Source organism: Novosphingobium sp. 17-62-19 (assembly GCF_002256775.1).
Classification (GTDB): domain Bacteria; phylum Pseudomonadota; class Alphaproteobacteria; order Sphingomonadales; family Sphingomonadaceae; genus Novosphingobium.
In genome coordinates, this window is record NZ_NCII01000050.1 from 1 (window position 1) to 21,825 (window position 21,825).

A 21,825-nucleotide genomic window follows, 5' to 3' on the forward strand; every position below is an offset into this window, starting at 1 on the left:
ACCCGCGCTGCGGTCGAAGAAGGCATCGTCCCCGGTGGCGGTACCGCTCTGCTCTATGCAACCAAGGCTCTCGAAGGCCTCAAGGGTGCTAACGACGACCAGACCAAGGGCATCGACATCGTTCGTCGCGCTATCCAGGCTCCTCTGCGCCAGATCGCCTCGAACGCTGGCCACGACGGCGCCGTTGTCGCAGGCAACCTGCTGCGCGAAAACGACGAAAATCAGGGCTTCAACGCCTCGACCGACGTTTACGAAAACCTGAAGGCCGCCGGCGTGATCGACCCGACCAAGGTCGTGCGCACCGCGCTTCAGGATGCAGCGTCGGTTTCGGGCCTGCTGATCACCACCGAAGCGGCGATCAGCGAACGTCCTGACGACAAGCCCGCAATGCCCCCGATGGGTGGCGGCATGGGCGGAATGGGTGGCATGGACTTCTAAGTCCAACCCACGCAGCTACGCTAAAAATGGAGGCCGGGAAGAGCAATCTTCCCGGCCTTTCCTTATCCGCAAATGCCAATTTCGGCAGGTTCAGCGCAAACGTTCGAACAGGTCTATCGCCGCGCCGTCGTCCAGCGTGTGCCGATCATAGCGGACGAACCCGAGCTTTCCCGCAAGTGCGACCGACGCAAGGTTTTCCGGCTCGATCATGCAGGCAATGCGCTGGCTGCCATGCGCAGCTTCGAACCACGCGAATGCGGCTTCCATACCCTCGCGGGCATATCCTTTGTGCCAATGTTCCCGTGCGACGATCCACGCCGCCTCGGCCACGTGATCCAGTCCCTTGCCAAAGCCGCGCAGCGAACGGAACATGCCAAGTTGGCCGACAAACGTTCCGCCATCCTTCTCGAAGACAAGAAACATGCCATAGCCGTAAAGCTGCCATGAGCCTGCTGCACGCAAAGCCCGACTGAACATATCGGTCGTCGGGTCATGCGGCTGAGGGCCAAGGTAGCGATGCACTTCGGGGTCGGCGACCAGATCGCGCAGGAGCAGGTAGTCATCGGGTCCGGGCAGCCGCAGCACTAGCCGATCAGTCTCGATTGTCGGCCAGTCTTTGATCAAAGCGCCACATCCAGTGTGTGCAGCAGCAGGCCGACAAGTCCGCCGACCAGCGTCCCGTTGATGCGGATGAACTGCAGGTCTCGCCCCACGGCCCCCTCGATCCGGTCCGTCACAGTGCGGGCGTCCCAACGCTTTACCGTTTCGGAAACGAGCCGCACGATCTGCGCGCCATAGCGCGTGGCCACACCCACCATCGTGCGGCGGGCGAAGCGGTTGACCACGCGCTGCAAGCGCACGTCCTGCTGCAACGCGCGGCCCAGTTCGGAAAGGCTGGCCCCAAGCTGTCCGCCCAGCGCACCCTGCGGATTGCGCACCATGTGGAGCAGCTTCACGCGCCCACGCTCCCACAGGGCATCAAGCCAGCGCGCGAAGGCAGGATTGGCAAGCACCTCATGCTTCATATTCTCAACCCGCGCCCGCATGTCGGCATCATGGACGAGATCATGGGCGAGCGTCGCCAGCCCGTCCTCGATCTTACGCCGCACGGGATGGTCTGGCACCACCAGCGTTTCGGCCAGCAGTTTGTAAAGCCCGTCAAGAATGCCATTGGCCAGCTTTTCATCCAACCCGGTCCAACGCAGGATGGCATTGGCTCGCTCGTGGATCGTCGCCTGAATCAGCGGCTCATTGGCCTCCAGCGTTTCGGCGGTTTTGCGGATCAGGCTTTCGATCACCGGCATGTGCCGCCCGTCGGCAATCGCCGCGCCAAGCAACTGACCCAGCAGTGGCGAAAGTTCGAGCTTTTCCAGCTGCCCCCGCAATGCACCTTTGGCCAGCCCACCCAGTTCTTCGGGATCGAGCGATTCGAGCACGTCAGCCACAAGCCCCGCCGCACCATCACGCAAACGGCTCTCGCCCGTGCGCGGATCAGACAGGAATGCGCCCATCGCCGCAGCCGCGTTCACCGCACCCATGCGCCGCGCGACTACCGGGGCGGTGAGGAAATTGCTCTGGAGGAAGGCCGCCATCGTATCGGCGATACGATCCTTGTTTTCAGGGATGATCGCCGTGTGCGGGATCGGCAGGCCAAGTGGGTGGCGGAACAGCGCGGTCACCGCAAACCAGTCCGCCAAGCCGCCCACCATTGCCGCCTCGGCAAAGGCGCGAACGAAGCCGACCGCCGGGTGTAGCCCTTCGTACTGCCGGGTCACGGCATAGACCACCGCCATCGCCAGCAGCAGAAACGTGGCAACCAAGCGCATCCGCCGCGCCCGATCTACTGGCATGGCTCCACGTTGCATCGGCAGCGCGCGCCTGAAACGGGTGCGGTCGGGCGCGGGAGGGGCCGGGGCGATTGCCTCAGCGGGTGGCGATGTTTCAGCGGTCACTCCGCCGGAAATGCCTCGTGCTGCGGTTCGTTCCGTTGGGCCTGCACAATTGGCGCAGGATCGGCAGAAGGCGAGGGATCCGGCTCATGACCAAGTATGTTCCGCGCCAGCCACGGACCGATGCGCTTTTCCAGACCATCGGCAATGCTGAACCCGGCCGGCACGATCAGCAGGGTCAGCGCGGTCGACAGCGTGAGGCCGCCGATCACCACCATACCCATCGGCGCCCGCCAACCGCCATCGCCGCCTACCGAAACCGCCGTCGGGATCATCCCGGCGACCATGGCCACGGTGGTCATGATAATCGGCTGCGCACGCTTGTGCCCGGCCTCGGTGATCGCTTCGAGCTTGCTCTTGCCCGTGGCCATTTCCTCCAGCGCAAAGTCGATCAGCAGGATGGAGTTCTTGGCAACGATACCGAACAGCATCAATATGCCGATGAACACTGGCAGAGACAGCGGCTGTCCCAGCACCCAGATCATCAGCAGTCCGCCCAGCGGTGCAAGGAACAGGGAACCCATATTGACCAGCGGCGAAATGAACCGGTGGTAGAGCAGGATCAGAACCGAGAAAACGAGCAGAATCCCCGAAACGACCGCGATGATGAAGCCCTCAAGCATCTCGGCCTGGAACTTGTCCTCGCCCGCTGCCGTGTTTGAAACGCCTTGCGGCAGGTTCTTCATTACCGGCAGTTTCATGATCGCTGCCATCGCATCGCCCTTGACCACGCCCGGCGGCAGGTCGGCCCCCACAAAAACGCGTCGGCTCTGGTTGTAGCGCTGGATCTGGGTCGGACCCGAACCGAACGTGATTTCGGCAACGCGCGACAGCGGCACCGACCCGCCCGATGCGGTGGGCACTGGCAGGCTTTCAATCGTCGAGAGATCACGGCGCGATTCCACCGGCAGTTTCACCCTGATCGGCACCTGACGGTCTGACAGGGAGAACTTCGCACTGTTTTGATCAATCTCGCCTTGTGTGGCGATGCGGATCACCTGGCTCAACGTCTGCGTTGTGACGCCCAGATCTGCTGCAAGATCTAGGCGTGGCGTGATGATCACTTCAGGACGCCTCAAATCGGCGCTGATGCGCGGTGCCACGACCATCGGCAGGGCGCTCATCTCATCAACCAGCGTCTGCGCGGTCTTCTGCAACAGGTCTGGGTTCGATCCGGCCAGCATGATGCTGATCGGTCGGCCCGATCCGCCACCCGGCCCGCCCGGACCCTGTGTCTGGAAGTTTATGCGCACATCGGCAATCTTCTGCAACTGCGGCGTCAGTTCGCGTTCGAAGTCCAGACTCGTCCGCTCACGATCCTTGCGCAAGTTGACATAGATGTTCCCGCGCGCCTCGCGCACCGAAGCCAGCTGAGACTCCACTTCCTGCTGCTTGCCCAGCAATGCAACGATCTCGCCAATCTTGCGTTCGGTTTGCTCAAGCGTGGTGCCCGGCACCATCTCGATCGTAACCGTGCTTGAATCGCTATCGGCATCTGGAAAGAACTGTGAAGGGATCGTCATGAACAGTACGAGCGTGAGCATCAGCGCAAGAAATCCAATGCCCATCATCCACAACCGATGATCGCGCAGGCGCGCGCGGAACCGGCGGCGCGGGTGCTCGGCGCGATAGGCCTTTGAATCCTTGGTATCGAGCGACCAGGACAGCACCTTCATGTACTTGTCCATCCACGGTCCACCACCATGGTCAGCCTCGCCATGCGCCTTCAGGAAATAGGCCGCAATCATCGGTGTGATCATGCGCGCAACCAGCAGCGAGAACAGCACCGAGATAACCACGGTGAGGCCGAAGTTCTTGAAAAACTGCCCCGAAACACCGGGCATCAGTGCCACTGGGAAGAACACCGCCACAATCGAGAACGTGGTCGCCACAACCGCAAGGCCAATCTCGTCAGCCGCATCAATCGATGCCTGATAGGCAGTTTTGCCCATGCGCATGTGTCTGACGATATTCTCGATCTCGACGATAGCGTCATCGACCAGCACACCCGCCACCAGCCCCAGTGCCAGCAACGACATCTGGTTGAGCGTGAAGCCCATCAGATCAAGCACCCAGAACGTCGGGATGGATGACAGCGGAATGGCCACGGCTGACACGATCGTCGCCCGCCAGTCACGCAGGAAGAAGAACACCACAATAACCGCAAGCACCGCACCTTCGACCATTGCATTCATCGAAGAACGGTACTGGTCCTTGGTGTAGGTGACCGAGGTGAACAGCAGTTCAAAGTGGATCTTGCCACCCTGCTCCTTCACCAACTGGTCCATCTCCTTCAACGCGCCTTCATAGACAGACACGTCGGATTCGCCGCGCGCGCGCGACATCGAGAAGGTGACAACCTGCTTGCCATTGAACTTCGAGATCGACGTCAACTCGCTGAAGGCATCGCGCACATCGGCCACGTCACCCACGCGGATCGTGCGGTTTCCACTCAGCGTGATTTCGGTCTGCGAAAGGTCATAGGCCGATTTCGCATTGCCCAGCACGCGCACCGACTGGCGCGATCCGGCCACTTCCGTGCGGCCACCGGCAGCGTTGATATTGACCTGACGCAATGCCGCGTTGACCTGGCTTGCCGTCACGCCCAGCGCGTTCATTCGCGCGGGATCGAGCGTTACCGCGATCTCGCGGCTGACCCCGCCCGAGCGGCTGACCTCAGCCATGCCCGGAACCGCGAGCAACCGCTTGGCGATGGTATCGTCAATATACCAGGAAAGCTGCTCGATGGTCATGTCATCTGCCGCGACCGCGAAATAGGCAATCGGGTTCGACGACGTTTCAACCTTGAACACCTGCGGCTCAAGAATGCCTTCGGGCAGGTCAGACCGGATCTGGTCGACCTGATTCTTCACCTCATTGACCGCCGCGTTGATGTCCTGCCCGATCTTGAACTGGACTTGCGTCTGGCTGCTGCCTTCCGATGCAGTAGAGGTCAGCGTATCGACGCCCGCAATGGACCGGACCGCCGATTCAACGCGCTGGGTGATCTGGTTCTCGATCTCGGTCGGGGCTGCGCCCGGCTGCGAGATCTGGACGATGACAATCGGAAATTCGATGTCCGGCGTGTCCTGAACCTTCATCTGCATGAAGGACACGAGGCCGGCCAGCGTCAGGCCGATAAACAGGACAAGCGGAACGACCGGGTTGCGAATGCACCAGGCCGAGATGTTCTGAAAGTTCATGCCCGGTCCTTACTTCGCAAGCACCGGCTGAACCTTGTCACCCGGATTGAGGAACCCGCCTGCACGCAGTACGATCCGCTCGTTGCCCGAAATGCCTTCGATCACCGCAATCCCACGCGCGTTCACCTCACCGGTCTTGACCGGTCGGCGCTGGGCCTTGTTGTCCTTGTCGATGACATAGACGAACGAACCCTTTTCATCGCTGAGGATCGCCGATTCTGGTAACAACGGTGCGGTAATTGTGCCCGAGCGCAACTTTGCGCTGGCAAACCCGCCGGGCCGCAGCGCCTTGTCATAACTCAGCGCAATACGGGCAATGCCCTCGCGCGAAGTTTGGTCGATGGTTGGTGAAAGCTGCCACACCTCTCCGGTAAAAGTCCGATCCGAACCGACAGGGGTTACTTCTGCAACAGCGCCGACCGAAAGTTTTGCCAATTCGAATTCCGCAAGCCGCGCCTGCATTTCCATCTGGCCATCACGCGCCAGCGAGAACAGCACACCGCTGCCCGAGCTTACGATCTGGCCCGGTTCAGCCGCACGCGTCAGCACGAGGCCGGAGGCAGGGGCCACGATGTTCAGGCGGTTTGCACGCTCCCGCAGTTCGCCCAGCCCGGCGCGCGCCACGCTCACACGGGCCACGGCGGCATCGCGGGTCGCGGTCAGGCGGTCAACGTCTGCCTTTGAGATAAAGCCGCGCTCTACCAGCTTGAGCGCACGATCAAGATTGGCCTGCGCAAGCCGAGCATCCGCTGCAGCCACTTCAACGTTGGCGGCCTGGCTGGCAACTTGCTGGCCCTGCACCGCGCGATCAATCACCGCCAGGACTTGCCCAGCCTGAACCCAGTCACCGGCATCGACCAGCACGCGGGTGATCTGCCCACCTTCACCAGCGACGCCCACCGGCATTTGTCGGCGCGCAGCAATCGTGCCGCTGGCGGAGATCATGCCAGAGATGGTGGTCTTCCCCGGGACAACCACAGTTACGACCTGGGACTGTTCGCCAGCACCACTCTCGGCGCCAGACGAACCGCTGCCATGCATGAAGTACCAGGCAGCGATCAACACAACGATAACGATAGCGGCAATGATCCAGATGCGACGGCGAGACCGACGCGCACCATCCGCTCCATCCAGATCGTTCAGGGCCAGCACACCTTCGGCATCAATGGTCGTTTCGTAGTTCATGCTTTTCCCTGCCATCGTACCGTTTCGGCAATCTACCACTTTGGCATACTACCGTACCGCAGCGAGGACTGGCCCCTTAAGTGTTTCGAGTGGTGTGTTACATTCATAACGCACTAGCCGCAAGCACTGCGGCCCCTCCCGCCATGGCAGGTCAAGCACGTGCATTAGACCCCGATCCGACAAGGCGCAATTCCGTCTCGACGAAGGACTTACGCCAAAACGGATGGCGTGTCTTTCTTGCACCTGTAACTTTCTGTAACACCCGCTCGCCAACTCGCGACGAATTCGCGACAGGAACTTCCCACCTGCCTGCCTTGCGCAACAGATGCCCCAAAGAACAACGGCCGCCTCCCGAAGGAGACGGCCGCCGCGGATGGAGCTGGTAGAAGCGATCAGTACTTGAGCTGACGCTCGTAAAGGTCGCGGTAGTGCTGGATGCGAGTCACGCGCAGGCCCTGCATACCTGAACGGTCAACCGCGCGCTGCCACGAGGCGAACTCTTCAAGCGTGAGGCCGTAGCGCTCGCACACTTCGTCGATTGTCAGCAGACCACCGTTCACGGCGGCCACGACCTCGGCCTTGCGACGCACGACCCAACGTGTCGTAGAAGGCGGCGGCAGGCTATCGACCGTGAGCGGTTCGCCGAGCGGACCGATCACCTGTGCAGGGCGGATTTTCTGGTTCTCGATCATCTCAATCTCGTACTTCAGCGTGGTCCGTCCAGACCCCGGTTATTGCATCAACGGTTCTGGCCAAATTTGCTTTGCCATTCACTGAAGAGTTTGGGTTAACAGGACATTCATAGGTTTCCATCTGCGCCGGGCCGCCCGAAAATCCGGTCGCAATGAGTCTGGCCGTCCCCGCGTCGAAGCTGCCGATCGTGCCGACGTTGCCCTGCGCAGGTCCGCGTACGAATGCCCGGCGCAGATCCTGCATCGCGGTAATCTGTGCGCACAAGCCGTGCCATGTCAGCGGGCGCAACCCGAAAGCCGCCTCGAAAGCCGGATCGTCCTGTGCCCAAGCGGCAGAATGTTCGAAGCTCATGTCCATCGCCAAGCCTTCTAGGGGCGAGATGGCTAAGGTCCGGTAAAGGCCGCCATTACCTTTTGTTCAGGTCGTCGCATTTCTGACACGAAAACGGCGCGGGCTATGGGTTTTGCGCTGAAAAGCTTTTGCGCCTATGGCACGCGCGATGATCGCAGACTCCACAGATACAAACCTTTTTGACCTTTCCGGGCCACTTTCGGCACGCCGAATCGTCGTCGCCATGTCGGGCGGCGTCGATAGTTCGGTCGTCGCCGGAATGGCGGCCGCCACCGACGCAGAAGTCATCGGCGTTACGCTCCAGCTCTATGATTATGGCGCTGCCACCGGGCGCAAGGGCGCTTGTTGCGCAGGTGACGATATCCGCGATGCTCGTCAGGTCGCCGACCGGCTTGGCATCGCACATTATGTATTCGACCACGAATCCAGTTTCCGTGAGGAAGTCGTCGAGCGCTTTGCCGACGATTACCTCAACGGCCGCACCCCCATCCCCTGCGTCCGCTGCAATATGGGGCCGAAATTCACCGATCTGCTGGCCATGGCGCGCGAACTGGGCGCCGATTGCCTCGCCACCGGCCACTATGTGCGGCGTGTGATCGGCACGCATGGTGCCGAACTGCACCGCGCGGCAGACCCTGCGCGTGATCAGTCCTACTTCCTCTACGGCACTACCGAGGAACAGCTTTCCTTCCTGCGCTTCCCCTTGGGTGGCCTGCCGAAAACCGAAACGCGCCGCATGGCTGAGGCGATGGGCCTTGCCATCGCTGCCAAGCCCGACAGTCAGGACATCTGCTTCGTGCCCGATGGCGACTACGCCAAGATCGTCCGCGCCGTCCGCCCCGAAGGTGACGCGCCGGGCGAGATCGTCCACGCAGCCAGCGGTGAAGTGCTGGGCACTCATCGCGGCATCATTCACTATACCGTCGGGCAGCGTCGCGGCCTCGAAATCGGCGGACAGCCCGAACCGCTCTACGTTGTGGGCCTCGATGCCCCTACCCATCGCGTCCTCGTCGGCCCGCGCCCGATGCTGGCGGTAGGCAGCGCAGTGATTACCGAGACCAACCGCATCGGCCTACTCCCGCAAGGTCCGCTCACGGCAAAGGTGCGCTCAATGGCCAAGCCTGTGCCCGTCACGCTGCAAGGCCCGTTCGGCGAGAACGCCAGCACTACAATCCGCTTCACCCAGCCCGAATATGGCGTAGCCCCCGGACAGGCGGCTGTGATCTATGCGGGTGAGCGCGTGGTCGGCGGAGGCTGGATCGATTCGACCGAGCGGTGGGAAACGCTGTAAGGCCTTACTTCCAAGGCTCCAGCACGCAGCCCCAGCCCTCCTTGTAGGTCGCGGTCTGGCTGAACATCAGCGCGAATCGCGCGGTCACGTTCTTGGCCTTCGCATCCTCGCTCAAGCTCACCAGTTCCATGCCCGGCTCAAAGTCCTTGGCGCAGTCAGAAAGCGTGCGCCCCCCGGCATAGCGGCACGAACAGGCCACGCGCGCACCATAGCTTGTGCCGGTCGTCGCATAGCTGCTGATCGTGGACCAGAACACCGCCAGCGCAACAACCGTCACTGCCAAAGCACCCAGCAGCAGGCGCGGCCACCAGCGCCGTTTTGGTCCAATCGTCATTGACGGAGCTGTGGGGGAACTGTGGTTGCCGGTTGCCATGACTGCCGATTCTGGTCGAAGGTCAGGCCCGATGGCCCGCCGTTCTTTTTCCCTTATAATGTCACTCGCGCTGCTGCCAGCCCTTGGCAGTTGTTCGCCGGGGACGAAAGCGCCCGAAGGCCCTCCACCCCTGTCCGACCGTGCGCTCAAAGCCGTGGTCAAGGAACCGGGAGCCGACCGCGAGAAGCTTGCCCGCGCCATCGACAACCTCTTTGCCGAAGACATGGGCGAGACCCGCGCGGTCGTTGTGATGAAAGGGGGCCGGATCGTCGCCGAACGATATGCCGAAGGCTATCACGAAAACACCCGCTTCATCAGCTGGTCGATGGCCAAATCGGTCACCGGCGTGATGATTGGCATGTTGGTTTCCGATGGCCGCCTGCGGCTCGATGAGACTGCCCCCGTCCCCGCATGGCAGCGCTCCGGCGATCCGCGCGGTGAAATCACCTTGCGCCAATTGCTGCAAATGCGCTCAGGCCTGCGCCATTCCGAAGCCATTGAGCCGATCTACGAATCCGACGAAGTGCGAATGCTCTTCCTCGACGGGCGCGACAATATGGCCCGCTATGCCGAGGATCAGCCGCTGGAGGCTGAACCTGGCCGCAAGTTCGAGTATTCCAGCGCCACCAGCGTGATTCTCGCCGATCTGGCGGCACGCGTGCTTACTCCCGCGCCCGATCCCGAAAGCCGCCGCAATGCCGTGGCAGACTATCTGCGTACCCGCCTGTTCGAACCGGCGGGGATGAAATCCATGCTGCCCGAGTTTGACCGGTCTGGCACCCTTGTCGGCGGTTCGCTGATCCACGGCACCGCGCGCGATTGGGCGAAGTTCGGTGAATTCCTGCGGCACAAAGGCTCGGTCAAGGGCGCGCAGATCATGCCGCGCCAGTGGATCGATTTCATGGTCACCCCTTCGCCGCGCGAGGCACAATACGGCGCGCAGATCTGGCTGAACCGCAAGGCAACGAGCGGCGATTCGGCACTCTTCCCGGATCGTGGGCCAAAAGACCTGTTCGCCTGCATCGGCCACCTTGGCCAATATGTGCTGGTCAGCCCCTCACGCGGGATCACCGTTGTCCGCCTCGGCAAGACCCAGGATGACGTCGGTGACAATGTCGTGAACGGGCTGGCCGACGTTGTAGCGCTCTACCGCTAGGGTAGCCGAAACAGCCCCTCGACCACGGTCACGCAATCACCGCCCAGCAACGCGCGGTCACCCTCCAGCCGACATGCAAAATCCGCCCCGCGGGCCGAAGCCTGATGCGCCGCAAAGGCATCGCGCCCCAGCTTCTGCGCCCACATCGGGGTCAGCGCCGCGTGGGCCGATCCGGTCGCCGCATCCTCATCAATTCCGCCGCCGGGCACGAATACCCGGCTCACCACGTCAGCGCCTGACGCATGGCCTGCAGCCGGAGCGGTCGCGATGAACTGGTCGTCGCCAAACTGCAGCAGTGCCTTGAAATCAGGCGTCAACGCCTCAACGTCGGCCGCCGAGGGATAGACGAACAGGTTGTAGCCATCACATCGCCAGACCTCATTGGGTATCGGCGCCCCCAGCATCGGAATGGCCGCATCGAAGCTTCCCGGCGCTGTCGGAACCACCGGCAAAGACAGGACATAGCGGTCGCCATCACGCGCGACTTCCAGAATGCCCGCCTTGCGCGTGGCAAAGGTAACGCGTCCGCGCATCGGGTCTTGCCCCAACACCACATGGCCTGAAGCCAGCGTTGCATGGCCGCACATCGCCACTTCCACCGCCGGAGTGAACCAGCGCAGCTCAAAATCGGCCGCTCCGGTGTGGTCAGGCACCAGAAACGCGGTTTCGGCGAACATGTTCTCCGCACCGATCGCCTGCAACGTGGCATCCTCCGGCCACGCTTCAAGCAGCATCACCGCCGCCTGATTGCCACTGAGCGCCCGCGCGGTGAAGGCATCGACATGGAAATACGGGACTTTCGTATCGCTCACACGCTTGGTGCTCCTTGTGCAAGAATAGCTGGGCTGACGGTTTCGGGAGCAGCTTCAAGCAGGTTTTCCGCGCCCATCAGGTCTTCATCCACCAACCCTTCGGGATCAGGATGGATCAGGATTTCGACGCCCGGAAAGGCCACCATCAGCTTGTCCTCGATCTCATCCATAACGCGGTGCGCTTCGGTTACGGTCATGCGTCCATCGACCCAGACATGGAACTGGACGAAATCGCGATTTCCGCTGGTGCGCGTGCGCAAGTCGTGCAGACCTTTCAACTCAGGGTGCTGCGAGACCAGTTCAAGAAAGCGCTCGCGCTTTTCCAGAGGCCATTCGTGGTCCATCAACTGGTCCACCGCCGCTTGCGAAGCGCCCCACGCGCTCCATCCCAGCCACAGCGCAATGCCGAACGCAAACACGGCATCGGCCCCGCGAATTCCGGCTCGTGCCTCAAGCAGCAGCGCCACGATCACCGCAAGGTTGAGGAACAGATCAGACTTGTAATGCACATTGTCAGTACTGATCGCGAGGCTGCGGGTCTGCCGGATCACATGCCGCTGATAAGCCAGCAGTGCCAAAGTTGCGCCCATCGCAATGGCCGAGACGATCACGCCCGTTTCAGGCTCCGCCACTTGTACCTGCCCGAAAAACTGGCCGACCGCACGGACCGCAATGCCGATGGCCGAGATCGAGATCAGCACCACCTGGAACATCGCGGCCAGCGCCTCGGCCTTGCCGTGGCCGAAGCGGTGGTTGGCATCATCGGGCATGGCTGCGACCCACACGCCGATCAGCGTTGCAACGCTGGCCACCAGATCGAGCGTGGTGTCGGCAAGGCTGCCGAGCATGGACGCCGAGCCGGTGGAAATCACCGCCCACAGCTTCATCCCCGCCAGCAGCAACGCCACTACGATGCTCGCCAGCGCGGCCTTGCGGTTCAGGTTGGCATGTTCAGCAGTCATGCCCGCTGCCTTAGGGGTAAAGCAGGCTGCTGGTCCAGCCACCCGCGCCGTCAGCCACGAACCGGCGGCGTTCATGCAGGCGGTAGTCCCGGTCCTGCCAGAATTCGATGGCCGTGGGCGTCACGCGATAGCCTGACCAGTGCGGGGGGCGTGGCACATCGCCATCGGGATACTGCGTCCGCAGCGCATCGACACGGTCGAGATAGGTCTGCCGGTCCGGCAAAGGGCGCGACTGGTCCGACGCGGCCGAACCGAGTCGCGATTCGGGATGGCGGCTTGCGAAGTAGGCGTCGGCTTCCATCGCGCTGACTTCGGCAATCGGGCCTTCGATACGGATCTGGCGGCGCAGCGATTTCCAGTGAAACAGCAGCGCGACGTGGCGGTTGGCAACCAGTTCCACGCCCTTGCGGCTGTGGAAGTTGGTATAGAACACGAAACCGTCAGGTCCGTGGCCTTTCAACAGGACCATCCGCACCGAGGGCAGGCCGTCTGGCGTGGCAGTAGCCAGCGCCATTGCGTTGGGGTCGTTCGGCTCGCTCTGCTGCGCCTGCGCAAACCATGATTCGAAGATCGCGATGGGATCGGCGTGGGGGATTGCATCGACGCTTTCGGGAGAATTCTGTTCAGACTTCACGGCAGTTTCCTGAAAAGGTTTACGGGGTTTACACAGTCCTGAGAGCAACAGTGAGAGGCCTTTCCGGCGCGGCCTGCTCCCCACGCAGGCGGGGGCCTCGTGCGGTTTACGGAACGTCTGCGTTAGCGGCCCAAGGTTCCCGCCTGCGCGGGGATGCGGTGTGAAAGCTTTGCCAGAAGCGCCACGTTTCTCGATGACCGGGATCAATTCCATGCAGCCGACCTACTCCCCTCGATCAATGTAGGAAAGGCAACCTTGCGGGCAAGCCTTGCGCGCCCTAGCTATGCGGCATGGCTGATCCGTATTCTACTCTGGGAGTTCCACGCAGCGCGAGCGAGAAGGACATCAAGTCCGCCTATCGCAAGCTGGCCAAGGAGCTTCACCCGGACAAAAACAAGGACAACCCCAAAGCCACGGAGCGCTTCTCCGAGGTGACTCGCGCCTATGATCTGCTGACCGACAAGGACAAGCGCGCGAAGTTTGACCGGGGCGAGATTGATGCTGATGGCAATCCGACGGGGCCGTTTGGCGGCGGCTTTGGCGGCGGCGGCGGCGGCGGTGGCGGGTTTCGCGGCAATCAGGGCGGCTTCCGGCATGATGGTGGCTTTGAAGGCGGTGCTGCCGAAGGTATCGACATCGGCGACATCTTCGAAGGCCTGTTCGGCGGGCGCGGTGGCATGGGCGGCGGTGGAATGGGTGGCGCGCGGCGCGGTCCTCCACCCAAGGGGGCAAATGTCAGCTACCGCCTGAAAGTATCGTTCGAGGACGCCGCGACGCGCGCCAACCAACGCATTACCCTGTCCGATGGCAAGACCATCGACCTCAAGCTTCCTGCTGGCGTGGAAAGCGGGCAGCAGATGCGCCTTGGCGGAAAGGGCGAAGCTGGCCCCGGCGGCAATGGCGATGCGATCGTCACCATCGAGATCGGTGCCCACGCCTTTTACGAACGCGACGGCGACAATATCCGGCTCGACCTGCCGATCAGCCTTTCAGAAGCGGTCCACGGCGCGAAAGTAAAAGTGCCCACGGTTGACGGCGCGGTCATGCTGACGGTGGCACCGGGAAGTTCGAGCGGCCGCACTTTGCGGCTGAAGGACCGGGGCTTTTCACGCAAGGACGGCACACGCGGTGACCAGTTGGTCACGTTGCAGATAGATATTCCTGCCGACGACATGGATCTGAAAGCGCGTCTCGAGGGTTGGGCCGATATGCGCAACCTTCGTGAAAAACTCGGTGTCTGAGTGACTTCAACAGACCCGCCGCCGGTTGAGGATTCGCCTGAGTCCCAACCGCAGATGGCCATGACGAACCTGTCGCCCGAAGCACGGCGGCAAGAAGCCTTGCGCTGGCGCCAGGGGTTGGCCGAAGCGCGCGAACGCCTGGGACCCGGCAGCCGCGCGTGGGAGGTGATCAAGCGCGTCTTCACCGGCGTATTCAACGACGGATCGATCCATGCGGGCAACCTTGCCTATATGATCGTAATCGCGATCTTCCCGTTCTTCATCGCCAGCGCAGCACTTTTTTCGCTGATCGGTGAGGCCAGCCAGCGCGCTGCGGCCATTGACGCCGTGTTGATTGCCCTGCCTCCCGTGGTTGCTGCCACCATTGAACCAGTCGCGCGTAGCGTGATCGAAGCGCGGAGCGGCTGGCTGCTGTGGATCGGCGGTATGTTCGGTCTGTGGACCGTTGGCAGTCTGGTTGAAACCATACGCGACATCTTGCGCCGCGCCTATGGCACACGTTGGGAACATGCATTCTGGCGCTATCGGCTCGCCTCCACCGGAGTGACGCTGGCTTCGGTCGTGCTGATTCTTCTCGCCATTTTCGCACAGGTTCTGATCGGCGCGGCGCAGGAAGTGATTGAAGCCTTCCTCCCGCAATTCAGCGATCTTGTCTCCAGCCTCGCACTGTCACGCTTCATTCCCGCCGCCGTGCTGTACGGTGCCCTCTGGCTGTTGTTCATCTCGCTTACCCCCGGCGCTTTCCGGGGGCGGGACTATCCCAAATGGCCCGGCGCATTGTTTGTGACGGTATGGTGGATAGTGGTCACAACAGCGCTCCCCGCAGCCTTGCGGACCTTTTTTTCCTATGATCTGACCTATGGCAGCCTTGCCGGGATCATGATCGCCCTTTTCTTTTTCTGGCTTGTCGGCTTAGGGATGGTGGTAGGAGCCGAACTCAACGCCGCACTTGCCGAAACGCCGGAAGAGCGCGACATGCTGGGTCAGGCAGACAATCGCGCCCGAAAAATGACGGGCAGCGGGATCGAGACGAATAGAAGCGAGAACGAAAACGCATGACCGGACTTATGCAAGGCAAACGCGGCTTGATCATGGGCCTCGCCAATGACAAGTCGCTGGCCTGGGGCATCGCCAAGAAGTTGCACGAACATGGCGCCGAACTCGCCTTCTCCTATCAGGGTGAAGCGCTGGAAAAGCGCGTGCGCCCGCTGGCGGAAAGCCTTGGCAGCGATTTCCTGATCGAATGCGACGTGTCCGATATGGACGCGCTGGACCAGACGTTCGAAACGCTGAAGGCTCGCTGGCCAACCATCGATTTCATCGTCCACGCCATCGGCTATTCCGACAAGACCCAGTTGCGCGGCAAGTATTACGACACCACGCTCGACAACTTCCTGATGACGATGAACATCTCGGCCTACAGCCTGGTCGCCGTGACCAAGCGGGCGATGGAAATGATGTCGGCTGGTGGATCGATCGTAACCCTGACGTATTACGGTGCCGAAAAGGTTGTGCCGCACTATAACGTAATGGGCGTTGCCAAGGCAGCACTGGAAGCCAGCGTCAAATACCTCGCCAACGACTGCGGCCCGGCAGGAATTCGCGTGAACGCGATTTCGGCCGGTCCCATCAAGACGCTGGCCGCCAGCGGCATCGGCGATTTCCGCTACATCCTGAAGTGGAACGAGCTGAACAGCCCGATGCGTCGCAATGTCACCATCGACGATGTGGGTGGCGCGGGGCTTTATCTGCTGTCAGACCTTGCTTCGGGCGTCACCGGCGAGACGCATCATGTCGATGCGGGCTACCACACCGTCGGCATGAAGCAGGAAGACGCGCCGGATATTGCGCTGGGGTGATTGGCTGAACCGCACGCGCCGAAGCTCACCCCCGGCCCCTCCCGCCTGCGGGAGGGGGGAAAGACAGAGCTGGCTTGTCGTCCCGCAGGCGGGAGGGCCGCGAGACTTACTGAACGCAGTGAAGTTAGTCGCAGCGGGGTGGGTTAGTTGCTAGGCGGAGCAGGCGGTGCTTCAGGTGCAGGCACGCCGTCACGCTCACGCTTCAGCCTTGCCTCATACTCACGCTCGATCTGCTCGACGCGCGCTTGTTCGGCGGCGGCGTCAGCATCGATCGTGCTCAGGCGTTTTTCGCGTTCTTCCTCGATCAGCTTGCCGAACTGCACGTCGGGGCTGTTCTTCTTCTCGGCATAGGCGCGGTCGATCAGCTTGGCGAGGCAGCCCGTTGTGCCGCCGCCGCCCACTGCCGAGCACGAATTGGTGCCGAACGAACCAACTGTTTCATAGGCCTTGACGCGGTCGGTCCATGAACGGTTCTGCGGTGATTCAAGATTTTCGCGGAAGGGTTTGGGAATGCGGAAGCGCTCCTCCTCTTCCTTGCGCGCGCAGACCGTGATCGTGTTGCCATCGGATTTTGGGCAGGGATCATCGCCATAGACGATCAGCTGGTTCACGCGCTCACCCGAAGGGTCGACCATCCCTTGATCGGCCCCTTGTGCAAACGCAGGGATGGCAAGCGCGCTGGACAGCAGCAGGGCGGCAGGAATCAGGCGCTTCATCAAGGATCTCCGGTCAGGCTATGGCCGATATAGGGCGCGTCCGCTGTGAATGGTAGATGAAGAGCCGAATAGTGCCTGTGGTTCCCTGCGCTGGATCAAATCCGCTTTGAAACCGCAATTGCGGCGCGGCAGCCCAGACGGATCGCATTGAACAGCAAAGGATAGGCTGGCGCCTGCTCGGCCCCAGCGGCCAGCGCGGCATCGCGGTGTTCGCGCTCGTCATCGCGGAATTCGCGAATCATTTCCGACAGCTCGGGGTCGCTGTCACCCAGTTCTTCGAGCTGCTCGGTATAGTGCAGATCGATCTCGGTCTCGATCGCGGCGGTACAGGCCATTGCCGCCTTCGGGCCGATCAGCGCCGTTGCCGCGCCGAGTGCAAAGCCCGCGACCGACCACATCGGTTGCAGCGCCGTGGGCCGCACACCGCGCTTTACCAGCAAGGCATCGAAGCGCTTGCGGTGGTCGGCTTCCTGTTCGGCCATTGCGGCAATTTCTGCCGAATGGGGCGCGCGGTTGCCCATGACCGCCAGTTGCCCGGCGTAGATCTGCGTCGCGCCGAATTCCCCCGCCTGGTCCACGCGCAGCATTTGAGCGGTTTTGGTCATGGCGTCAGGCTCCCTTGCGGCTTTTCCCGAGAAGCGCGAAAACAAGCACCGCACCGCTCAACGATATTAGGAAATTGAACCCGGCAAGGCTTATTCCAAAGAGGGACCATGGGGCAACATCGCACCGGATAACAGGCGCATTCATGATGGCATCGAGCGGATTTCCACCGCTTGCTGCCACGGTGGCACAAGCGGTCACGCCTTCCCACCAGCCATATTCGACGCCAGCGTGAAACGCGCCGATCAGCCCGGATATGCCGGTGGCGATGGCGGCAAGGATCACTGCCATGTCGCCGGCACCCCGGCCCTTCATCGTGAAGGCCAGCAGCGCCAGAACGATGGCCGCGATGTGCGGATAGCGCTGCCACCAGCACATCTCGCAAGGGTAGAGCCCGAACCCGTATTGCGAGATCAGCGCGCCTGCCATCAGCCCGCCGGGGACGAGCAGTGCGAGCGCATAGGCGGCATTCCGCGATTGGGCAGCAGTCATGCCCTGTGCCCTATTACCGCTTCATCTTTGCCGCAAGAGCGCTCCGAGGGGCGGTCCGGCCCAGTGTCTGCACTGCGTAGTAAAGCTGGAAATCCTTGATGTTCCTGGCCTTCAATTCTTCCGCCGTCATCTTGAAGCGCGGATCGTCGATCTTGTCTTTTTCCAGATCCTTGTCCTCAAGCTTGATCTCGTTGATCAGATGGCCGCGCAAGTCGCTTTCGCGATAGGAACGCGCCTGCCGCTTGCGCAGATCGGGGTCGGAAATCTGCGGCACGGTGATATCGGGATCGATCCCACCTTCCTGCACCGAACGGCCCGATGGTGTGTAGTAGCGCGCCGTCGTCAACTTCACCGCTGTATCGCGGGTCAGCGGGATGAGCGTCTGCACACTACCTTTGCCAAAACTGCGCTGGCCCATCACCACCGCGCGATGCTGGTCCTGCAAAGCGCCTGCGACGATTTCTGACGCGGAGGCCGAACCTTCGTCGATCAGCACGATCATCGGCGTGCCCTTGGCAATATCCCCCTTGGTATCGATCTCGGCCGGATAGACTTCGGTATCGCGGGCATAGCGGCCACGCTGCGAAACGATGTTGCCGCGTTCAAGGAACAAGTCCGACAGAGCAATTGCCTCGTCCAGCAAACCGCCGGGGTTGCCGCGCAGATCGAGAACCAGCCCCGTGACACGCCCGCCCGCTTTGGCCTTTGCCTCGGCCCAGGCCTTCTTGACCGAAGCCCCCACATCGGCGCTGAAGCTGGAAACGGAAATCACCGCTACATTGCCCTGAAGTTCCCACTCCACCGGTTTCAGTTCGATAATCTTCCGGGTGATCGCCACGTCAAACGGCTCATCCCGACCGGGGCGAAACACGCTGAGCTTGATCTGCGTGCCGGGCACCCCGCGCATCTGGTCCACGGCTTCGTCGAGCGAGCCTCCGTAGATCAGCTTGCCATCAAGGTGGGTGATATAATCGCCCGCTTTGACCCCGGCGAGATCGGCGGGGCTGCCCTTGGTCGGCGCGATGACCTTTACCGCGCCGTCATCCAGCGTAACCGACAGCCCGAGGCCGCCGTAGGAGCCTTCGGTCTGCGTGCGCAGGTTTTCGAAATCGCGGACGTCGAGATAGGAACTGTGCGGATCGAGCGAAGACAGCATACCGTCTATCGCGCCCTTCAGCAGCTTCTCATCGTCGATCGGCTCGACATAGTTCGACTTGATCCGCTCATAGACCGCCAGCAGCTTGCCGAACTCCGGCCCAGTGCGCGAATCGACCGCGGCAAGGCCCGCGGTAGTGGCAGGGATCAGCGCAACAGCGGTAACCAGCGCGGTAGCGCGCAGCAGATCGGCGAACTTCATTGCCCGTGGGGCCTTTCGCGAAGACGTGTGCATTGTGGCGATTGTATAACCGCGCGTGAATTAACGCCAGATGAGGTTTTGGGGCAGGGTTAGGCCTGTTGATCGACGAACTGCAAATGCAGCCCGATCAACCGGCATCCTGATCCAGCGGATTCACCGGCGCGCCATCGCGGCGCAGTTCCACGGTCAAAACAGGCCGCCCCGTCCCGGCGATGCCCAGAGGCGAACCTTGCACCACTTTGTCCCCAACGCGCGCGGCGATGCGGCCAAGGTTTGTGACCAGCGTTGTCCAGCCGCCGTCATGTTCAACGATCACGATAGTGCCGTACCCACGATATGGCCCAGCAAAGGCGATCCGGCCATCGGCGGGCGACACCACCTGCGCACCGGCTGAGGGGGCAAGTGTCACGCCAGTAGTTGGCCCCGTGGCAGAAGCTGCGCCAAACCCAGAAACCAGCCGCCCGCTCACCGGCATGATCCACGGCAGCCTCGGCGCGTTGGTCACCAGCATGGGCGGCGGCGCATCGACCACTTGCAGCACGTCGCCGGGGCGACTTGGTGGCAGGACCGGGCCGGGGAGAGCAGCCAGTTGCTTGCGCAGCGAGCCATCCTCTTCCAGCCGGTCGAGCAACGATGACAAGTCGCGCGTCTGCTCGGCCAGAGCCATTGTGCGGTCGGCCTCGCGACTCGCCACCCCTTGGGCTTCGCGTGAAGCAAGGCGCTGTCGGCTTTCCATCGCGGCCAGCTCGGTCCGGCGCGCCTGAAGCGACTTTTCGCCCTTGCGCCGTTCGTCAGCGGCAAGTTGCGCTTCGGCTTGCAGCTTGCGGCTGCGCTCAATCTCGATGCGCAGCCCTGCGGTGCGGCGTCGCACTTCGGGGAGCATGGTTTCCATCACCGCACGCAGATGCACAGTATCGCGCAGACTTTCTGCACGGACGAGGCTGAAAGCCAGCGGGCGGCGCGCCATCAGTTGCAGCGCTGCGGTGAGGCGCACAACCGGTTCCTGCCGCTCAGCCATGCGGTTGCGCAGGCGTTCGCGTTGCTGGTCGATCAGCACGATCTTGGCTTCGGCCACCTGAATTTCAGCTTCGGACTGCTGGATGCGCGCGGCGACGGCGGCAACTTCCTTTGCCGTGCGATCCGCCTCGGCAGTTACCTTGCGCGCGGCCTGCTCAAGCGCGTCGGCGCGGGCGCGTGACTTGGCCAGCGCCTGCCCTGCCTGACGCAGCACTTCGCCCGCCTCGCCCGCGTCGGCATAGGGACTGGCCTTTTGCGCACTCGCCTGCCAGGCGGCAACGCCTGCCAAGGCCAAACACGCGGATATGAACGCAAAGCGTGACGTCATGCCGCCGCTTATCCTTCACGGTGATAGGGATGACCAGCAAGAATGCTGGTAGCGCGCCAAAGCTGTTCGGCCAGCATCGCACGCGCCATCATGTGCGGCCATGTCGCCTTGCCGAACGCAATGAGCAGATCGGCAGATTCACGCAAGGGATCGTCATGCCCATCCGCAGCGCCGATCAGAAACCGCGCCTCACGCACACCATCATCGCGCCACCGGCCAAGGATCGCGGCAAATTCACTGGAAGTCAGCTGCTTGCCCCGTTCATCCAGCACCACGGTGCGGAACGGGGTTTGCGAAGGAGGTGGCACAGCCCCACCTCGGTCGGGCAACTCAGTAACCTTCAATCCCCACGCAATGCGCTTGGCATAACGCTCCACCAGCTCCGCCTCGGGCGAGCGGCCGATCTTCCCACGGGCGATGATGTGCAGCAGCATGGGCGCGGTCTAGCGGGGATTGGTAGGGAAATGAATTCCTCTTCGGGAAAAGAAGAGGAAGGTGGTTTCGCGCAGAGACGCAGAGGAAGCAGAGATCGCAGAGAAGTGGCTCTTGGCCGAATGGCCATTCCCGATTCTACCTCAACGCCTTCCCATGACGATGAGGCCATCAGCGGCGTTGCCGCAGAAGCAACGTCTTTGCGATCTCTGCTTCCTCTGCGCCTCTGCGCGATCCAATCTTTTCAACGGCACGCCTAAAACCGCAGACTGTCAGTGCAGACTGCAATCGATCACGCCGCGCCAGCGTCTCCGAAGTTCCACATGCGTTCGAGGTTGTAGAACGTGCGCACTTCCGGGCGGAACAGGTGGATCACAACATCGCCGGCATCAACCAACACCCAATCGGCGGCGGGCAGGCCTTCGATGCGGACGTGGCCGAAGCCGCCGTGCTTGATCCGCTCGGCCAGCTTCTGCGCCATCGTGGCGACCTGACGGGTCGAACGGCCTGAAGCGATCACCATGTAATCGGCGACGGAGCTTTTGCCTTCGAGCGGGATGGAAACCACTTCCTGCGCCTGATCGTCGTCAAGCGACGCCAGCACGAGATCGTGCAGCGCGGCAGGGGAGTATGGGGTCTTTTGGGCTGTGTCGGCCTTGGCCGACAGCGGTTGAACGCTGGTCATGTCGCGCGAAATGGCCTCCGTGGCTCAAGAGTCAAGCAATAACGGTTG

At 62.1% G+C, this 21,825-nt stretch carries 23 protein-coding genes; 6 read left to right on the forward strand and 17 right to left on the reverse strand.

Annotation, left to right across the window (positions count from 1 at the left end; all coding sequences use genetic code 11):
• The coding region (locus tag B7X90_RS10605) for a TCP-1/cpn60 chaperonin family protein (RefSeq protein WP_292624298.1) at positions 1-438 on the forward strand (438 nt) is incomplete at its 5' end.
• Between the two features lie 90 nt (positions 439-528).
• Here B7X90_RS10605 and B7X90_RS10610 read toward each other — a convergent pair.
• The 6 genes from B7X90_RS10610 to B7X90_RS10635 form a co-directional block, all read right to left on the reverse strand.
• Entirely contained in the window at positions 529-1,062 is a 534-nt protein-coding gene (locus tag B7X90_RS10610) for a GNAT family N-acetyltransferase (RefSeq protein WP_292624300.1), read from the reverse strand.
• Positions 1,059-2,264, reverse strand: coding sequence for a DUF445 domain-containing protein (locus tag B7X90_RS10615; RefSeq protein WP_292624351.1), 1,206 nt, complete (start codon positions 2,262-2,264; stop codon positions 1,059-1,061). Before B7X90_RS10615 ends, B7X90_RS10610 begins: the two co-directional genes overlap by 4 nt.
• Before the next feature lie 122 nt (positions 2,265-2,386).
• A complete protein-coding gene (locus B7X90_RS10620; protein ID WP_292624302.1) occupies positions 2,387-5,590 on the reverse strand; it encodes an efflux RND transporter permease subunit in 3,204 nt (1,067 codons plus the stop codon).
• 9 nt (positions 5,591-5,599) lie between these two features.
• The gene (locus B7X90_RS10625; protein ID WP_292624304.1) at positions 5,600-6,775 is read right to left on the reverse strand and encodes an efflux RND transporter periplasmic adaptor subunit; all 1,176 of its coding nucleotides are present in this window, start codon (positions 6,773-6,775) and stop codon (positions 5,600-5,602) included.
• Positions 6,776-7,167: 392 nt separating this feature from the next.
• Positions 7,168-7,467 carry a DUF1153 domain-containing protein gene (locus B7X90_RS10630; protein ID WP_292624307.1) on the reverse strand — a complete coding sequence of 100 codons (300 nt, stop codon included), beginning with the start codon at positions 7,465-7,467 and terminating at the stop codon, positions 7,168-7,170.
• A gap of 1 nt (position 7,468) precedes the next feature.
• The gene (locus B7X90_RS10635; RefSeq protein WP_292624309.1) at positions 7,469-7,819 is read right to left on the reverse strand and encodes a hypothetical protein; all 351 of its coding nucleotides are present in this window, start codon (positions 7,817-7,819) and stop codon (positions 7,469-7,471) included.
• A 148-nt stretch (positions 7,820-7,967) separates the two neighbouring features.
• On the opposite strand from B7X90_RS10635, the gene mnmA reads away from it, so the two are divergent.
• A complete protein-coding gene (gene mnmA / locus B7X90_RS10640) occupies positions 7,968-9,110 on the forward strand; it encodes a tRNA 2-thiouridine(34) synthase MnmA (RefSeq protein ID WP_292624311.1) in 1,143 nt (380 codons plus the stop codon).
• A 4-nt stretch (positions 9,111-9,114) separates the two neighbouring features.
• Here the strand turns inward: mnmA and B7X90_RS10645 are convergent, their stop codons facing one another.
• A complete protein-coding gene (locus B7X90_RS10645; RefSeq protein ID WP_292624312.1) occupies positions 9,115-9,444 on the reverse strand; it encodes a hypothetical protein in 330 nt (109 codons plus the stop codon).
• A gap of 70 nt (positions 9,445-9,514) precedes the next feature.
• Here B7X90_RS10645 and B7X90_RS10650 point away from each other — a divergent pair, with 70 nt between their 5' ends.
• The gene (locus B7X90_RS10650; RefSeq protein WP_292624314.1) at positions 9,515-10,639 is read left to right on the forward strand and encodes a serine hydrolase; all 1,125 of its coding nucleotides are present in this window, start codon (positions 9,515-9,517) and stop codon (positions 10,637-10,639) included.
• On the opposite strand, the gene B7X90_RS10655 is transcribed toward B7X90_RS10650, so the two are convergent.
• The 3 genes from B7X90_RS10655 to pdxH are packed head-to-tail and all read right to left on the reverse strand — an operon-like array spanning position 10,636 to position 13,047.
• Positions 10,636-11,451: a PhzF family phenazine biosynthesis protein gene (locus tag B7X90_RS10655; protein WP_292624316.1), complete on the reverse strand. Its 816-nt coding sequence runs from the start codon at positions 11,449-11,451 to the stop codon at positions 10,636-10,638. The two genes, B7X90_RS10650 and B7X90_RS10655, sit on opposite strands and share 4 nt — an antisense overlap.
• Entirely contained in the window at positions 11,448-12,413 is a 966-nt protein-coding gene (locus tag B7X90_RS10660; RefSeq protein ID WP_292624317.1) for a cation diffusion facilitator family transporter, read from the reverse strand. The genes B7X90_RS10655 and B7X90_RS10660 overlap by 4 nt, the downstream gene beginning before the upstream one ends.
• Before the next feature lie 10 nt (positions 12,414-12,423).
• Positions 12,424-13,047 (reverse strand): pyridoxamine 5'-phosphate oxidase, encoded by a 624-nt coding sequence (gene pdxH, locus B7X90_RS10665; RefSeq protein WP_292624319.1) that lies wholly within the window; start codon positions 13,045-13,047, stop codon positions 12,424-12,426.
• A gap of 290 nt (positions 13,048-13,337) precedes the next feature.
• On the opposite strand from pdxH, the gene B7X90_RS10670 reads away from it, so the two are divergent.
• The 3 genes from B7X90_RS10670 to fabI are packed head-to-tail and all read left to right on the forward strand — an operon-like array spanning position 13,338 to position 16,147.
• Positions 13,338-14,288, forward strand: coding sequence for a DnaJ C-terminal domain-containing protein (locus B7X90_RS10670; RefSeq protein ID WP_292624321.1), 951 nt, complete (start codon positions 13,338-13,340; stop codon positions 14,286-14,288).
• A 60-nt stretch (positions 14,289-14,348) separates the two neighbouring features.
• Positions 14,349-15,347 carry a YihY/virulence factor BrkB family protein gene (locus B7X90_RS10675; RefSeq protein WP_292624352.1) on the forward strand — a complete coding sequence of 333 codons (999 nt, stop codon included), beginning with the start codon at positions 14,349-14,351 and terminating at the stop codon, positions 15,345-15,347.
• Entirely contained in the window at positions 15,344-16,147 is an 804-nt protein-coding gene (gene fabI, locus B7X90_RS10680; protein ID WP_292624323.1) for an enoyl-ACP reductase FabI, read from the forward strand. The genes B7X90_RS10675 and fabI overlap by 4 nt, the downstream gene beginning before the upstream one ends.
• A 143-nt stretch (positions 16,148-16,290) precedes the next feature.
• On the opposite strand, the gene B7X90_RS10685 is transcribed toward fabI, so the two are convergent.
• The 7 genes from B7X90_RS10685 to rsfS all read right to left on the reverse strand — a co-directional run bounded on the left by B7X90_RS10685 (position 16,291) and on the right by rsfS (position 21,777).
• Positions 16,291-16,863, reverse strand: coding sequence for a hypothetical protein (locus B7X90_RS10685; protein ID WP_292624324.1), 573 nt, complete (start codon positions 16,861-16,863; stop codon positions 16,291-16,293).
• 95 nt (positions 16,864-16,958) lie between these two features.
• On the reverse strand, positions 16,959-17,468 hold the full coding sequence (locus B7X90_RS10690) for a demethoxyubiquinone hydroxylase family protein (RefSeq protein WP_292624325.1): 510 nt from the start codon (positions 17,466-17,468) through the stop codon (positions 16,959-16,961).
• A gap of 4 nt (positions 17,469-17,472) precedes the next feature.
• Entirely contained in the window at positions 17,473-17,958 is a 486-nt protein-coding gene (locus B7X90_RS10695) for a disulfide bond formation protein B (RefSeq protein ID WP_292624327.1), read from the reverse strand.
• 13 nt (positions 17,959-17,971) lie between these two features.
• Complete coding sequence (locus B7X90_RS10700) at positions 17,972-19,315, reverse strand: S41 family peptidase (RefSeq protein WP_292624328.1); 1,344 nt, start codon at positions 19,313-19,315, stop codon at positions 17,972-17,974.
• A gap of 127 nt (positions 19,316-19,442) precedes the next feature.
• Positions 19,443-20,660, reverse strand: a complete 1,218-nt coding sequence (locus tag B7X90_RS10705) for a peptidoglycan DD-metalloendopeptidase family protein (protein ID WP_292624330.1) — start codon at positions 20,658-20,660, stop codon at positions 19,443-19,445.
• Positions 20,661-20,668: 8 nt separating this feature from the next.
• Positions 20,669-21,094 carry a 23S rRNA (pseudouridine(1915)-N(3))-methyltransferase RlmH gene (locus tag B7X90_RS10710; protein WP_292624332.1) on the reverse strand — a complete coding sequence of 142 codons (426 nt, stop codon included), beginning with the start codon at positions 21,092-21,094 and terminating at the stop codon, positions 20,669-20,671.
• A gap of 290 nt (positions 21,095-21,384) precedes the next feature.
• Entirely contained in the window at positions 21,385-21,777 is a 393-nt protein-coding gene (gene rsfS / locus B7X90_RS10715) for a ribosome silencing factor (RefSeq protein ID WP_292624334.1), read from the reverse strand.
• Between the last annotated feature and the right edge of the window lie 48 nt (positions 21,778-21,825).